Below are 14,624 nucleotides of genomic sequence, written 5' to 3' on the forward strand. Positions count from 1 at the left end.
GGATACGACTCCTGCAACGCCCCCAGAATCTGCACCCGCTTGATCGAATCGATGCCCAAATCGGCCTCGACATCCATACCCGGCTCCAGCATCTCCACCGGATAACCCGTCTTCTCCGCCACCGCACCCATCAGCGCCTCCATCACACCAGTGGCGACAGACGAGTTGGCGGCAGGGACGGAAACGGGCTCGGGCTCGGGCTGCGCGGAGACGGGCTGTGGCGCGGGCTCGGCGGAGACGGTGGAGGCGAGGAAGCCAGCTATGTCGTCCAGAGTCCGCAGCTCAGCCAGCACCTCGGGATCAACGTCCTCCGACACCGGATACGACTCCTGCAACGCCCCCAGAATCTGCACCCGCTTGATCGAATCGATGCCCAAATCGGCCTCGACATCCATACCCGGCTCAAGCATCTCCACCGGATAACCCGTCTTCTCCGCCACCGCACCCATCAGCGCCTCCATCACGCCCGAGGCGACAGACGAGTTGACGACGGGCTCGGGCTCGGGCTCGGGAAGGTTCACGATCTCGACCGCGGAAGTGATCGGCTCCGGAGCCGGCTCGGCAGGCACCGTGGAGGCAAGGAAGCCGGCGATGTCGTCCAGCGTCCGCAGCTCCGCGAGCACCTCCGGATCAACGTCCTCCGACACCGGATACGACTCCTGCAACGCCCCCAGAATCTGCACCCGCTTGATCGAATCGATGCCCAGATCGGCCTCGACATCCATACCCGGCTCCAGCATCTCGACCGGGTAGCCGGTCTTCTCCGCCACCGCACCCATCAACGCCTCCATCACACCGGCGGCAACGGCCGAATCGGCGACAGAGACGGGCTCGGGCTCCGGCACCGGCTCCGGCTCCGGCTCTGGCTCGACGACAGCCACGGGCTCCGGTTCGACGGGGGCCACGAAAGCGGGCTCGGGTTCAGGCGCAGGCTCGGCTTCAGGCGCAGGCTCGGCTTCGGCCTCCGCCCGCCCCCGCAGCGCGTCCAGCAGCAGTCGGGTGGACCGTTCGTGCGCCGCGCCGATCGTCGCGCTCTGCTCCCGTATGAGCCGCAGCGCGGCATCCGTGTCGGGGTGCCCTCCGGCCCGTACGGACTCCTCCAGGGAACGGACCGAGGCGTGCACCGTGTCCGCGTGGGCGGTGAGGATCTCCGCCTGAAGGGCCAGCCCGTCGCGTACGACGTCCTCGACGCCGTCGGAGCCACCCCCACCGTTGCCGGTACTCGCCCCCGCCGTCAGCGCCAACGGCTGCGCAATCGCGTCCTGGTACGCCGAACGCCGTTCCTGGGTCACGTAGTTGATGCCGCGCAGCGGGATGTTCATCCCCTTGCGGGCCGGCAGCTCGGTCCGTGGCTCGACGTGGTCGTCGAAGCCGGTGAGGGGCAGCCCGAGGACCGCGAGTTCGATCGCGGCGCGCTTCAGCGAGACCTCGCTGTCCTTGCTGGGTCCGCCGTCCGCCGCGAGGGTCACGACGTCGGTGCGGCCTTCGAGGATGCGGTCGATCAGGTCCGTGAGGACGCGCTTGGGGCCGAACTCGACGAAGACGCGGAACCCGTCCGCGTACATCTTCTCGATGCCGGAGACGAAGTCGACCGGCTGGAGGAGCTGGTCCACGAGGGTGCGGCGGTTGGCCGCGGCGTCGCTGCCGTACGCCGAGCCCGGGGTGTTGGCGTAGACCGGGATCGTCGGGACGCCCAGCCCCGTCGACTCCACTGCCTGCCGGAACGCGTCGGCGGCATGGGCGACGAAGCCGGTGTGGAACGCGGCGGAGACCGGCAGCCGCTTGGCCGGGATGCGGCGGCCGGAGACGTCGGCGACCAGGCGGTCGATCTCGTCCGTGGGGCCGCCGACGACGATCTGGCCGGGGGCGTTGATGTTGCAGATGGCCACATTGCGGTACGTGGCGACCAGCCCCTGGACGTCGGAGAGGGAGGCGCGGATCGCCGCCATGGCGCCGGGGTCGAAGTCAGCGGCGGCCTGCTCCGGCGGGGCCATGGCGCGGCCGCGGGCGCGGGCCAGTTGGGCGAACCGGTCGTCGTCCAGTGCCCCGGCCGCCCAGAGCGCGGTGAGTTCGCCGAAGCTGTGGCCGATGACCCCGTCGGCGCGGAAGCCGAGTTCCTGCAGCCAGGCGTACTGGCCGGAGGCGAGCGCCCCGATGGCGGGCTGGGCGAAGTCGGTGCGGCGCAGGGCCGTTTCCTGCTCGGCGCGGGCGCTGTCGGTGAAGGCGGGCGGCGGGAAGACCGTGCGGGCGAGGGTGTCGGGGCCCTCGGTCAGCCGGTTGGCGCGGTCGAACGCGGCTCGTACGGGCGGCAGCGCGACGGCGGCCCTCCGCCCCATGCCGACGTACTGGCTGCCCTGTCCGGCGAACACGGCCGCCGTCTTGACCGAGGTGGGCAGGGCCTGACGCCGGTAGGTGATGCCCTTGGGGTGCTGCCAGGAGTCGGCGTCGGGTCGGGCGCGCAGCAACTCCACTGCCGTAGCGCACAGTTCGCTGAATTCGTCGTCGCTGCGGGCGACGATCCCGATGCGGGCGTCGGAGGCGGGGATCGCACCGGACTCGTCCGGAGCGGCGCCGTTCTCGATGCGCAGGGCGAGCGCCTCGGGGCCCGCCGCGTGCCACAGGCCCCAGCGGACCGTCGGGCCGAGGGACTTGGCTTCCGCGGGTCCCTCGTGCTCCTCCAGCACCATGTGGAAGTTGGTGCCGCCGAAGCCGAAGGAGGAGACGGCGGCGCGGCGCTTGCCGCGTTCCGGGTCCAGCACCCAGGGGCGCGCCTCGGTGTTGACGTAGAAGGGTGTGCTGGTGGGGTCGACCGCCTCGCTCGGTGTCTCGACGTTGATGGTCGGCGGGAGGACCTTCTGGTGCAGGGCGAGGGAGAGTTTGATGAGGCTGGCGGCGCCCGCGGCGGCCTTGGTGTGCCCGATCTGGGACTTGACGCTGCCGATGGCGGCGTAGCCGTGGTCGTCGTTGGCGTCCGCGACGACGGAGGAGAGGGCGGACAGTTCGGTGTGGTCGCCGACGGCCGTGCCCGTGCCGTGCGCCTCGAACAGTTCGATGGAGTCGACGGGTACGCCGGCGTCCTCGTAGGCGCGGCGCAGGGCGAGCTGCTGGCCCTCGGCGCGCGGGGCGTAGATGCTCTTGAAGCGGCCGTCGCTGGAGGTGCCGATGCCGCGCAGGACGGCGTAGACGCGGTCGCCGTCGCGTTCGGCGTCGGCGAGGCGCTTGAGGGCGAGCATGCCGATGCCCTCGCCGATCAGTGTGCCGTCGGCGGACTCGTCGAAGGGGCGGATCTGCTGGGTCTTCGAGAACGCCGGGGTCTTGCTGAAGCACATGTACATGAGGATCGTGTTCTCGGCGTCGCAGCCGCCGGTGATCATCATGTCGGCGCGGCCCTCGATGAGTTCGCTCACCGCGAGTTTGACGGCCGCGAGGGAGCTGGCGCAGGCGGCGTCGACGGTGCAGTTGGTGCCGCCGAGGTCGAAGCGGTTGGCGATCCGGCCGGCTACGACATTGCCGAGCATGCCGGGGAAGGAGTTCTCCTCCCACGGGATGTACGCCTTCTTGAACCGGCTCGCGATCTCCTCGGCGTCCGCCTCGCTCAGTCCGACGCTGCGTACGACCTCCTTGAGCACCGGGGTCTGCAGGCGCGCGGAGAGCGGCTGGGTGAGGGAGTTGGCGCCGGTGATGCCGAGGACGACCCCGGTGCGGGAGGCGTCGTACCAGCTGCCGTTGTCGGCGCCGGCGTCGCGCAGCACGTCGCGTGCCACCGTGAGGGAGAGCAGCTGGAGGATGTCGGTGACCTCCAGGGTGTTGGGCGGCAGCCCGAACTCCATGGGGTTGAAGGCGATTTCGGGGAGGAATCCGCCGCGGCGGACGTAGGTCTTGTCCTCGGCCGCGGGGTCCGGGTCGTAGTAGTCCGCGGTGTTCCAGTGGCTCTCGGGGACGTCCTCGATGCAGTCCTGGGCGTCCACGATGTTGTGCCAGAACTCGCGCAGGTCGCGCGACTTGGGGAAGAGGCCCGCCAACCCGACGATCGCGATCGGCGTCTCGGCCAGACGTGAGTAGTGCACGATGGTGGTCCTCTCGGGCTTGCGCGTCGCGCGGGTCGTGTGCGGCGGGTACGTCAAGTGCTCTGGTGGCTCAGCCGGTTCGCGAGCCGGTGGCGAGGAGGGCGGCGAGGGCGTCCGCGGTCTCCGGTTCGTGGAGCATCGTGTAGTGGTCGCCGGGGACGGCCAGTTGCCGCAGCGGGCGGCCGCTGAGGCCGCTCCAGCCGAGGTCGGGGCTGTCGGGCAGGAGCGAGCGCTCCGGCTTGACGACGGTGACGGTGCGGTCGAGCGGGGCGGGCAGATAGCCGGCGGTGCACCGGTTGTTGCGGACCAGTCCGGTGTGGAACGCGGTGTACAGCTTGCGCAGTCCCGCCGGTTCGGTGCCGTCCTGCAGCACTCCCTGTTCGATGGCCTCGGTGAGCAGGACGCCCAGGCCGTCCTCCTCGCCGAGGCCGTCCAGGGCCGCCGGCTCCAGGGTGAGGCGGCGGCCGCGCTTGGCGCCCAGGTACATCGCGAACCAGGTGAGCAGCATGTCCGGCCGGAGCAGTTCGTCCGGCCGCTGGAAGGCGGGTACGGGGGCGATCGAGTCGAGGACGACGAGGTCCTCGACGCGGTCGCCGAGCCCCTGGGCGTCGAGGCGGGCGGCGATCTCGTAGGCCACCACTCCCCCGAACGACCAGCCGGCGAGGGTGAACGGCCGGTCGGTGAGTCCGGCGGCGGTCAGTTCACCCAGGCAGCGCCGGGCGAGTTCGCGGACGCCGATGACGGACAGCGTCGGGACGAGGGCCGCCGCGAAGTACTCCGGGACGTTGCCCAGGTCGCACAGGTGCAGTGCGTGGTCCTCGGGCAGCCGTGCCGCGACCGGCTGCCAGGCGGTGGCGGGCAGTGCGCCCGGATGGACGGCGACGACCGGCCGGGCGGCCGGATCCACCGGCCCGAGCGTCGTCAGCAGCGGGCGGGGCGCGCCCGGTCGACGTGGGGTGGCCGGGTCAGGCCGCGGCGACATGACGGTCGCTCTCCTCGGCGATGTGCTCGGACAGGGCGGCGATCGTCGGGTGGTACCAGAGCGCCGTGGCCTCCAGTTCGAAGCCGAGCCACTTCTCCAGCTCGCCCGCGAGGATCAGCGCCTCCGTCGAGTCGAGGTCGAACTCGTCGAAGTAGCGCTCGACATCGATCTGCTCCTGGCCGACCCCGAGCCGGATCGCCAGCTTCTCGACCAGCCAGGCCTGTGCTTCTTCGGCGGTGACACGCTGCATTGGGAATCCCCTTGTCCGTTCGTGCTGTGCGGTTCGCGGTTCAGTGACGGGTCTTGATCTCGCGGGCGACGGCTTCGGCCGCCTTGCGCCCGGAGACGAATCCGGCCTCGTGGGAGCCGATGAGGTCGACGCCGATGCGGGGCGCGTGGAAGTAGGAGCCGGCCAGCTTGATGCGGCCGCCGGGCGCGTTGACGTCGTAGATCGTGCGCTGCATGGCGCGCACCTCCAGGTCGATGACCGGGTGGGTGAACGGCAGTTCGCGGACGACGAGTTCGTCGCGGGGGACGATCGGCGAGTCGAGGGTGACGAAGTAGTCCTGCTCGGCGGTGAAGCCCTGCAGGGAGTTCATGTAGTAGGCGACCCAGGTGCGGGGGCGGCCGTCCACGGTCTTCAGGCCGTAGTTCCAGCTCTGCCAGCGGTCCCGGTTCGGCGGCATGCTCGACGGGTCGGTGTGCAGGATCGCCCGGGTGGCGCTGTAGCGGACCTTGCCGAGGATCTGCGCCTGGAGCGGGGTGGGCTGTTCCAGCACGGCGAGGGTCTGGTCGGCGTGCGCGGCGAGGACGGCGTAGTCGTAGCGCTCCTCGCCGGCCGCGGTGCCGATGACGACTTCGTCCCCGTCCTCCCGTACCCGGGTCACCTCGGCGCCGGTGCGGACCTTGCCGTTGACGCCGGCGACGACGCGGCGGACGTACTCGATGCTGCCGCCCGACACGGTCTTCCAGGCGACCGAGCGGCCGCCGAGGCCGCCGGGGTCGTGGGACATGAAGAAGGCGATCACCGTGGTCGCGGGCATCTCCCAGATCAGCTCGGCGGGCACCGACCAGACGGCGGTGGCGAGCAGCACGACATAGCCGTACTTGAAGGCGTCGCTGTAGCCGCCGCGGTCCAGGTAGTCGCCGAGGGAGAGGTCGGTGCGTTTGCGCAGGAAGTCCTTCGGGGCCTCGCGGTGGAAGCGCTCCGCGTCGCGCCACAGGGGCAGGAAGTCGGCCGGGTAGCGGGCGGCGATCTCGTCCTCGGAGAGCTCGAACTCGGCGGTGCCGTAGTCGAGTCCGCGGTCGAGGTCGAAGAAGTCGAAGCCGCCGGTGTGGTCGAGGGCGCGCGCGCCGAGCTTCTCGAAGAAGGCGGTGAGTTCGGGGTAGGTCCGCGCGTTGAAGACCACGAACGCCGTGTCGACGCCGATGGTGCGGCCGCCCTCGTCGACCTCCACGGTGTGGGCGTGGCCGCCGGGGCGGTCCTGGCTCTCGTACACGGTGACTTCGACGTCGTCCGGCAGGTGGTGGGCGGCGGAGAGTCCGGAGATCCCGGCTCCGACGACAGCGACACGGGTGGTCATGGCAGGGCTGCACCTCGGCTCGAACAGTTCTCGGGAACGGTCACGGTGAGGCGCAGAGGGCTGATACCTCTGAAAGGGGTCGCGGTCCGCGAGTTGCCCGTCGGACGGCGCACAAGAACCGTAGGCCGGGCCGGAAATCGGGGTCAATCGGCCCATCGGCGCCCGGATTTCCGCTATCGAAGGCTCCGATGGCGCGGATTGCGGACTGTCCGGATCCGGTCGTACGGGGCTCCGTGGGCGCGATTGCGCCACACCTTCCGTGCGCTCGACTGCACGCAGTGCGGCGGGATTCACCCCTGCGGGGGTGTACGGAATCCGGCGCTCACGGACTCTTGTGAATGACCGACCGAACCGACCGCCTGCTCCTGCACGGCCTTCCCGACCGCTCAGCCGAGGAGACCTTTCATGCCGACGATTCCCTGGATGCCCGGCACCGCTGAGGACGGCACCGAGCCCGCCGGCCCGCCACTGGTCATGGCCTCCCGGCTGGAGCTGCGCTCGCTGCTGGGCGTGCCCAGGTTCTTCCTGCTGTCCCTGGTGATATTCCAGCAGGTGCGCAGCTCGCCCGGGCTGCTGGGTGCCTCGTTGAAGGCGGAGCCGCTGAAGAGGACGTTCTGGACGCTGTCGGCCTGGCGCGACCAGGAGGCGCTGAACACGTTCTCCGCGAAGGATCCGCACGCGCGGAGCGTGCGCGGGCTGCGTCCCGGGATGAAGGGCTCGGTGTTCGTGTTCTGGAACACCGAGCGCGACCAGCTGCCGATCTCCTGGGACGAGGCGCAGCGCCGCCTCGCCGAGCAGGCCGAGCGGGAGGCGCAGGCGACATGAGCACGGACGCACCGCTCAACACAGGCCCGTCACTGACAACGGACGCACCGCCTGCGCCCGTTGTCCCGCACGGCCGCCTCGTCCTCCTCGCCGCCTGCCTCGGCCTGTTCATGTCGTTCATCGAGGTGACCGCGGCCATCTCCACGCTGCGGGCGCTCCAGGTCGACATGCAGGTGGCGCCCGCCGACCTGAGCTGGGTGTCCAGCACGTACACGCTCGTGGTGGCGGCCTGTGTCCTGTCGGGCGGTGCGCTGGGCGAACGGTTCGGGCGGCGGCGGGTGTTCCTCACCGGCACGGCGCTGATCGCGGCGGGCTCCCTGGTCGTGGCGTCGGCACAGAGCTATCCGCAGGTCCTGATAGGGCGGGGTGTCAGCGGACTGGGCGGCGCCCTGGTCCTGCCCACCTCCCTCGCCCTGATCACGACCACGTTCTTCGTCGATCTGCCGCGCATGGTGCGCTACATAGCCGTGTGGGTGTCGGTCTCGGGCGTGGGGCTGGCCGTGGGTCCGTTGCTGGGCGGCACCCTGCTGCAGACGTGGAACTGGCGGGCGGTCTACCTGGTGAACACACCGCTCGCGGTGATCACGATTGCGGTGACGCTGAGAGCGGTCGCCGAGTCCCGTGTCCCGGACCGGCCGCTCGACCTGGCCGGCCAGTTCTGGGCCGTGCTCGGGCTGTCCACACTGGTCTACGGCATAGCGGTGGGCGGCCGGGCGGGCTATGACGACCCGGTGGTGGTCACCGTGCTGGCGGTGGCCGCCCTCTCCCTCACCGCACTGGTCCTCACCGAGCGCCGCAGGGCGGTGCCGATGCTGGACGTCCGCATGATGGCCAACGCCCGCTACACGGCGGCTTTGTGCGTCGCTGCGGCCGCCCTGTTCGTGTTCGTGGGCGTGATCTTCCTGGAGGTGCTCTTCCTCCAACGCGTCCGTGCCTTCGGCCCCTTGGCCACCGGCATACGGCTGCTGCCCGCGATGCTCGCGTTCGTCGCGGCGACGGCCACGGCGCAGCGCCTGGCGGGGCGGGTCCGCGCGGGCCGGCTGCTGGCGGCGGGCTCGCTCGTCACCACCGCTGCCGCTCTGGCCCTGCTGGGTCAGCAGCCGGACGGTTCCTATGCGGTCACGGCGCTGGGACTGGTGCTCGCCGGGCTGGGCAGCGGCCTGGTGGTCGCTCCGTCCACGGCGGCCGCCTTCGAGGTGGTCGAGGGCGCGCAGATGGGGGCGGCCTCCTCGGCCGTGACGGCCTTCCGCCAGGTCGGCTCGGTGCTGGCGACGGCGATACTCGGCGCCGTCCTCGCCGTCCGCTTCCTCGGCACCCTCCCCGACCGCCTCGCCGCCCACCATCTGCCGGCGCCGGTCATCGACCAGGTCGTCTCGGTCGCCCGCAGCGGAGGCAGGTCCGCCGGCCGCTCGTCACCGCAGATCACGGGCGCGGTCGGGGACGCGTTCACGGCGGGCGTGCACAGCGCGCTGTGGGTGGTTGCGGGGGTGTCGTTCGGTGCGGCGATCCTGGCCTGGACGCTGCTCGCACGCCGGTCCTCGCACGGGGAGTGAGTGCGGTTGCCCGACGGAGGAGCAAGTGCCTTTTCGCGCCCCGCACATGCTCACCTCACGCACTGTGTGGGGCATCTCTCCCTGGAGTGAAGAACAGCAGGTCACAGCACATCGACCGTGCTTGCGAGCACTCCCAACGGCCCACCCGAGTGGCCGATCCGCCGTCCCGAACCTAGCGTCGTACTAAAATTTCCGGCTTGTTACGGAGCTGGACCCGGACAACCCCAGGCAGACCTGCGGGCCCGCCAGCGCCCCGGAGGCTTCCGGGATCGAGACGCGAGGACCGGATGGCAGCCATTGACGAGAGCAGCGCTCTCGGCCTGCTCGACGATGAGCTCAGCGCAGAGATCCACCAGCAGTTCGGTGACACCGCACGTTTCTCCGGAGGTCAGGCGGCCTCCCCGCGCACGCTCGTCGACATCTTCGACGCATCCGTGCGGTCCTACCCGGACGAGCTCGCCCTGGACGACGGCTCGACCCGTCTCACCTACCGTGCGCTGGCCGCCGAGGTGGAGCAGTTGCGCCGGCGCCTGGCCGCGGCCGGGGTCGGGCTCGGGGACCGCGTGGGGGTGCGGGTCCCTTCCGGCACCAATGACCTGTACGTCGCGATCCTGGCCGTCCTCGCCGCCGGTGCCGCCTATGTGCCCGTGGATGCCGAGGATCCGGAGGAGCGGGCCGAGTTGGTGTTCGGGGAGGCTGAGGTCCGGGCGGTCGTCGGCGCCGGGCACGACCTGACGGTCACCGGGCGGAGCGACGTACCCGCCGCCCGGCCCGGTGCCGAGCACGACGCGTGGATCATCTTCACGTCCGGTTCCACGGGGAAGCCCAAGGGCGTCGCGGTCAGTCACCGCAGCGCCGCCGCGTTCGTGGACGCCGAGGCCGCGCTGTTCCTCACCGACGACCCCATCGGCCCCGGTGACAGGGTCATGGCTGGTCTGTCGGTCGCCTTCGACGCGTCCTGCGAGGAGATGTGGCTGGCGTGGCGCTACGGCGCCTGTCTGGTGCCGGTGCCGCGCTCGCAGGTCCGCAGCGGCGCCGACCTGGGGCCCTGGCTGGTCGAGCAGGAGATCACCGTGGTCTCCACGGTCCCGACGCTCGCCGCGCTCTGGGAGCCCGAGACGCTCAACGACGTCCGTCTGCTGATCTTCGGCGGCGAGGCCTGCCCGCCCGAGCTGGTGCAGCGGCTGGTGACGGAGGGGCGCGAGGTCTGGAACACCTATGGGCCGACCGAGGCCACCGTGGTCGCCTGCGCCTCGCTCATGTCCGGCGAGGAGCCGATCCGCATCGGATTGCCGCTGGACGGCTGGGAGCTTGCCGTCGTCGACGAGGCCGGGGAGCCGGTGCCGATGGGCGGCAGCGGGCAGCTGGTGATCGGCGGGGTCGGGCTCGCACGCTATCTCGACGCCGAGAAGGACGCGGAGAAGTACGCGCCGCTGGAGTCCCTGGGCTGGGAGCGGGCCTACCGCAGCGGTGACCTGGTCAAGGCCGAGCCGCAGGGGCTGGTCTTCCTGGGGCGGGCCGACGAGCAGATCAAGCTCGGCGGGCGCCGCATCGAGCTGGGCGAGGTGGACGCCGCACTGCAGGCACTGCCTGGTGTCGCGGGTGCGGCCGCCGCGGTGCGCACCGCGCGCAGCGGCAACCAGCTCCTCGTCGGCTATGTCGTCACCCAGGACGGCTGGGACCACGCGGCGGCCGTCGAGAAGCTGCGTGCCGAGCTGCCCGCCGCGCTCGTGCCGCTGCTCGCACCGGTCGAGGACCTGCCGACCCGCACCAGCGGCAAGGTCGACCGCAACGCACTGCCCTGGCCCCTGGAGGGCCTGGAGACCGGCGGTCCGGCCGAGCAGCTCTACGGCACCGAGGCGTGGCTCGCCGAGCAGTGGACGGAAGTCCTCGGCATCCCCGTCACCAGCGCCCGCGACGACTTCTTCGCGATCGGCGGCAGCAGCCTGGCCGCCGCCCAGCTGACGACGAAGCTGCGCACCCGCTACCCCAGCGCCGCCGTCCTCGACATATATCAGCAGCCCACCCTGCGCAAGCTGGCCCGCCACTTGGAGAAGTCGGCGCAGGACGACGGCGGCCGGCGCACCATCACCCCGGTGCCGACCCGCGCCAAGGTGCTCCAGCTGCTGCTGCTCGTGCCGCTGTTCACACTGCTCGGCCTGCGCTGGACGGTGGCCCTGGCCGCGGCCGGGAACCTGCTGCCCGGCTACTCCTGGCTGCCGACCGCCCCCTGGTGGCTGATCGCGGCCGGCGCGGTGCTGCTGTTCAGCCCGCCCGGCAGGCTCGCGATCGCCGCGGGCGGCGCGCGACTGCTGCTGCGGGGCGTCGAGCCCGGCCGGTATCCGCGCGGCGGCAGCGTCCATCTGCGTCTGTGGACCGCCGAGCGGCTGGCCGAGTTCAGCGGGGCGACCTCGCTGACCGGCTCCTGGCTGGAGCGGTACGCGCGGGCGCTGGGCGCCAAGATCGGCCAGGACGTCGACCTGCACTCGCTGCCGCCGGTCACCGGCCTGCTGAAACTGGGCCGGGGCGCGGCCGTGGAGTCCGAGGTCGACCTGTCCGGCTGGTGGCTGGACGGCGACCGCCTGGAGATCGGCCAGGTCAAGGTGGGGGCGCACGCCACCGTCGGCACCCGCAGCATGCTCTTCCCGGGCGCCCGCGTCGGCAAGCGGGCCGAGGTGGCCCCCGGCTCGGCCGTCACCGGCCAGATCCCCACCGGCCAGCGCTGGGCCGGTGCGCCCGCGGTCAAGCTCGGCAAGGCCAAGCGGAACTGGCCCAAGGAGCGCCCGCAGCGCGGCACGTACTGGCGCGTGATGTACGGCCTGACCGGACTCGCCCTGTCCGCGCTGCCGCTGCTGGCGGGCGGCGCCGCGCTCCTCGTGGCGTACGCCTTCGTCGACGCCCAGGCGCCCCTGCGTGGTGCCGCGCTCGCCCTTGTCCCCGCCACGCTGGCGTTCGGGCTGGCGTACGCCCTGCTGATCCTCGTCGCCGTGCGGCTGCTGAGCCTGGGCCTGCGCGAGGGCACGCACCCCACGCACAGCAGGATCGGCTGGCAGGCCTGGACGGTCACACAGCTCATGGACCGCTCCCGGGAGACCCTGTTCCCGCTGTACGCCGGGCTGGTCACGCCGGTGTGGCTGCGGCTGCTCGGGATGCGCATCGGGCGGGGTGCCGAGGTGTCCACCGTGCTGGCGCTGCCCAGCCTCACGACGGTCGGCGAGGGCGCGTTCCTGGCCGACGACACCCTGACCGCGCCGTACGAGCTCGGTGGCGGCTGGATGCGGATCGGGCGCGCGGAGATCGGGCGGCGGGCCTTCCTCGGTAACTCCGGGATGACCGCACCGGGCCGGAGCGTGCCGGACGGCGGTCTGGTGGGCGTGCTGTCCGCCACGCCGAAGAAGGCGAAGAAGGGCAGCTCCTACCTGGGGCTGCCGCCGGTGAAGCTGCCGCGCAGCGCCGAGACGGGCGACCAGAGCCGGACCTACGACCCGCCGGCCCGGCTGCTGTGGGCGCGGGGCCTGGTGGAGCTGTGCCGGATCGTGCCGGTGTTCTGCTCGGCCGGCCTCGCGGTGCTGACGGTGGCGGCGCTGTGCCTGCTCGGGCCCTGGGCTCCCCTGCTGTCCGGTCTGGTGCTGCTCGCCTCCGGCGCCGCGGCCGCGGTCGTGTCGTTCGTCGCCAAGTGGCTGCTCGTGGGGCGGCACCGTACCGGCGAGCACCCGCTGTGGAGCGGCTTCGTGTGGCGCAACGAGCTGGCGGACACCTTCGTCGAGGTCGTGGCCGTGCCCTGGCTGGCCGGTTCGGTGCCCGGTACGCCGCTGATGACCGCGTGGCTGCGCGGCCTGGGCGCCAAGATCGGCAAGGGCGTGTGGGTGGAGAGCTACTGGCTGCCCGAGACCGACCTGGTGACCCTGGAGGACGCGGCCACCGTGAACCGCGGGTGCGTGCTGCAGACGCACCTCTTCCACGACCGGATCTTGCGGACGGATACTGTTGTACTCCGTGAGGGCGCCACGCTGGGCCCTGGCGGGATCGTGCTGCCCGGCAGCACGATCGGGGCCCGCACCACCCTGGGTCCCGCGTCGCTCGTCATGGCCGCGGAGTCCGTCCCGGACGACACCCGCTGGCTCGGCAACCCGATCGAGGCATGGCGTCCCTGAGCGCGGGCCACTCGGAGTCGGTGAGCGGTGTACCGGCGGATCGGAGTGGAACGACGGCGCAGGGAGCAGAAGCGGCAGTGGCAGTTCAGCAGACGGCGGGTTCGGACCCGTACTTCCCCGAGCACGGTGACGCGCGTTACCGCGTGCACCGGTACGAGCTCACGCTGGACTACCGCCCGGGCCCGAACCGCCTGGCGGGGGCGGCCCGGATCAACGCCATCGCGGGCCGCTCGCCGCTGACCGAGTTCACCCTCAACCTCTCCGACTTCAAGATCGGCCGGGTCCGGGTCGACGGCCGCCAGCCGCACTACACGCATCGCGGCGGCCGCCTGCGCATCCGCCCCGCGAAGCCGGTCCGGGCCGGTGCCGCCTTCACCGTCGAGGTGCACTGGTCGGGCAATCCGAAGCCGGTCCCCAGCCCCTGGGGCGGGCTCGGCTGGGAGGAGCTGGAGGACGGGGCGCTGGTGGCGAGCCAGCCGATCGGGGCGCCGTCCTGGTACCCGTGCAACGACCGGCCCGCCGACAAGGCCGCGTACCAGATCTCGATCACCACGCCGTCCGCGTACGCGGTGGTGGCGGGCGGCCGGCTGCTGACCCGTACCACGAAGGCCTCCACCACGACCTGGGTGTACGAGCAGTCCGCGCCCACGTCGAGCTATCTGGTGGGGCTCGCGATCGGCAAGTACCAGACGGTGCTCCTGGGCGACCCGGGGCCGGGCGGAGTGCCGCAGCACGGGCACATCCCGGCGCATCTGCTGCCGGAGTTCTCGCGGGACTTCGCGCGGCAGCCGCAGATGATGGACCTGTTCCAGGAGCTGTTCGGGCCCTACCCGTTCGACGAGTACGCGGTCGTCGTGACCGACGAGGAGCTCGATGTCCCCGTCGAGGCACAGGGGTTGTCGCTGTTCGGCGCCAACCACGTGGACGGGGCGCGGGGTTCGGAGCGGCTGGTGGCGCACGAGCTGGCGCACCAGTGGTTCGGCAACAGCGTGTCCATAGCCGACTGGCGGCACATATGGCTGAACGAGGGCTTCGCCAAGTACGCCGAGTGGCTGTGGTCGGAACGCTCGGGCGGCCGCAGCGCCCAGCAACTCGCCGCCGCCGCTCACCGGTTGCTGTCCTCGCAGCCGCAGGACCTCCGACTGGCCGACCCGGGCCGCAAGTCGATGTTCGACGACCGGCTCTACGAGCGCGGCGGCCTGACCGTGCACGCGGTGCGCTGCGCGATGGGCGACGACGCCTTCTTCCGGATGCTGCGCGGCTGGGCGGGTCTGCACCGCGGCGGGGCGGTGACGACCACGACGTTCACGGCCCATGTCGGCCGGTACGCGGACGAGCCGCTGGACGACCTGTTCGAGGCCTGGGTGTACGGCACGGCGCTGCCGCCGCTGCCCGCGCAGATCCCGGCGCGTCCGGCGCACCCGCCCACCAACGCCGAGTCGGCGTAGGTGGACGGGTGA

General features: G+C 71.7%; 8 protein-coding genes. 4 read left to right on the forward strand and 4 right to left on the reverse strand.

Annotated elements, in window-relative coordinates; genetic code table 11:
• The 4 genes from ACFY1E_RS14995 to ACFY1E_RS15010 all read right to left on the reverse strand — a co-directional run.
• Positions 1 to 4,067 (reverse strand): beta-ketoacyl synthase N-terminal-like domain-containing protein (locus ACFY1E_RS14995; RefSeq protein ID WP_389076034.1); only part of this gene is annotated, 4,067 nt, incomplete at its 3' end.
• A 70-nt stretch (positions 4,068 to 4,137) separates the two neighbouring features.
• Positions 4,138 to 5,049: a thioesterase domain-containing protein gene (locus ACFY1E_RS15000; protein WP_389075633.1), complete on the reverse strand. Its 912-nt coding sequence runs from the start codon at positions 5,047 to 5,049 to the stop codon at positions 4,138 to 4,140.
• Entirely contained in the window at positions 5,033 to 5,299 is a 267-nt protein-coding gene (locus tag ACFY1E_RS15005) for an acyl carrier protein (protein WP_123964082.1), read from the reverse strand. The genes ACFY1E_RS15000 and ACFY1E_RS15005 overlap by 17 nt, the downstream gene beginning before the upstream one ends.
• Positions 5,300 to 5,339: 40 nt before the next feature.
• Positions 5,340 to 6,632, reverse strand: a complete 1,293-nt coding sequence (locus ACFY1E_RS15010) for an NAD(P)/FAD-dependent oxidoreductase (RefSeq protein ID WP_389075636.1) — start codon at positions 6,630 to 6,632, stop codon at positions 5,340 to 5,342.
• 405 nt (positions 6,633 to 7,037) lie between these two features.
• On the opposite strand from ACFY1E_RS15010, the gene ACFY1E_RS15015 reads away from it, so the two are divergent.
• From ACFY1E_RS15015 to ACFY1E_RS15030, 4 genes are all read left to right on the forward strand, one after another.
• Complete coding sequence (locus ACFY1E_RS15015; protein ID WP_389075638.1) at positions 7,038 to 7,457, forward strand: DUF3291 domain-containing protein; 420 nt, start codon at positions 7,038 to 7,040, stop codon at positions 7,455 to 7,457.
• Complete coding sequence (locus ACFY1E_RS15020; RefSeq protein ID WP_389075640.1) at positions 7,454 to 9,010, forward strand: MFS transporter; 1,557 nt, start codon at positions 7,454 to 7,456, stop codon at positions 9,008 to 9,010. The genes ACFY1E_RS15015 and ACFY1E_RS15020 overlap by 4 nt, the downstream gene beginning before the upstream one ends.
• Before the next feature lie 287 nt (positions 9,011 to 9,297).
• Positions 9,298 to 13,164: a Pls/PosA family non-ribosomal peptide synthetase gene (locus ACFY1E_RS15025; protein ID WP_389075642.1), complete on the forward strand. Its 3,867-nt coding sequence runs from the start codon at positions 9,298 to 9,300 to the stop codon at positions 13,162 to 13,164.
• A 77-nt stretch (positions 13,165 to 13,241) separates the two neighbouring features.
• On the forward strand, positions 13,242 to 14,612 hold the full coding sequence (locus ACFY1E_RS15030) for a M1 family metallopeptidase (protein WP_389075644.1): 1,371 nt from the start codon (positions 13,242 to 13,244) through the stop codon (positions 14,610 to 14,612).
• Positions 14,613 to 14,624 lie beyond the last annotated feature (12 nt).

Source organism: Streptomyces sp. NPDC001604 (assembly GCF_042893475.1).
GTDB lineage: Bacteria > Actinomycetota > Actinomycetes > Streptomycetales > Streptomycetaceae > Streptomyces.

Bases quoted from the DNA above. Each gene is read 5' to 3' on its own strand.
- ACFY1E_RS15020 (WP_389075640.1), top strand. From the start codon at position 7,454: ATGAGCACGGACGCACCGCTCAACACAGGCCCGTCACTGACAACGGAC.
- ACFY1E_RS15010 (WP_389075636.1), bottom strand. From the start codon at position 6,632: ATGACCACCCGTGTCGCTGTCGTCGGAGCCGGGATCTCCGGACTCTCC.
- ACFY1E_RS15015 (WP_389075638.1), top strand. From the start codon at position 7,038: ATGCCGACGATTCCCTGGATGCCCGGCACCGCTGAGGACGGCACCGAG.
- ACFY1E_RS15005 (WP_123964082.1), bottom strand. From the start codon at position 5,299: ATGCAGCGTGTCACCGCCGAAGAAGCACAGGCCTGGCTGGTCGAGAAG.
- ACFY1E_RS15025 (WP_389075642.1), top strand. From the start codon at position 9,298: ATGGCAGCCATTGACGAGAGCAGCGCTCTCGGCCTGCTCGACGATGAG.
- ACFY1E_RS15000 (WP_389075633.1), bottom strand. From the start codon at position 5,049: ATGTCGCCGCGGCCTGACCCGGCCACCCCACGTCGACCGGGCGCGCCC.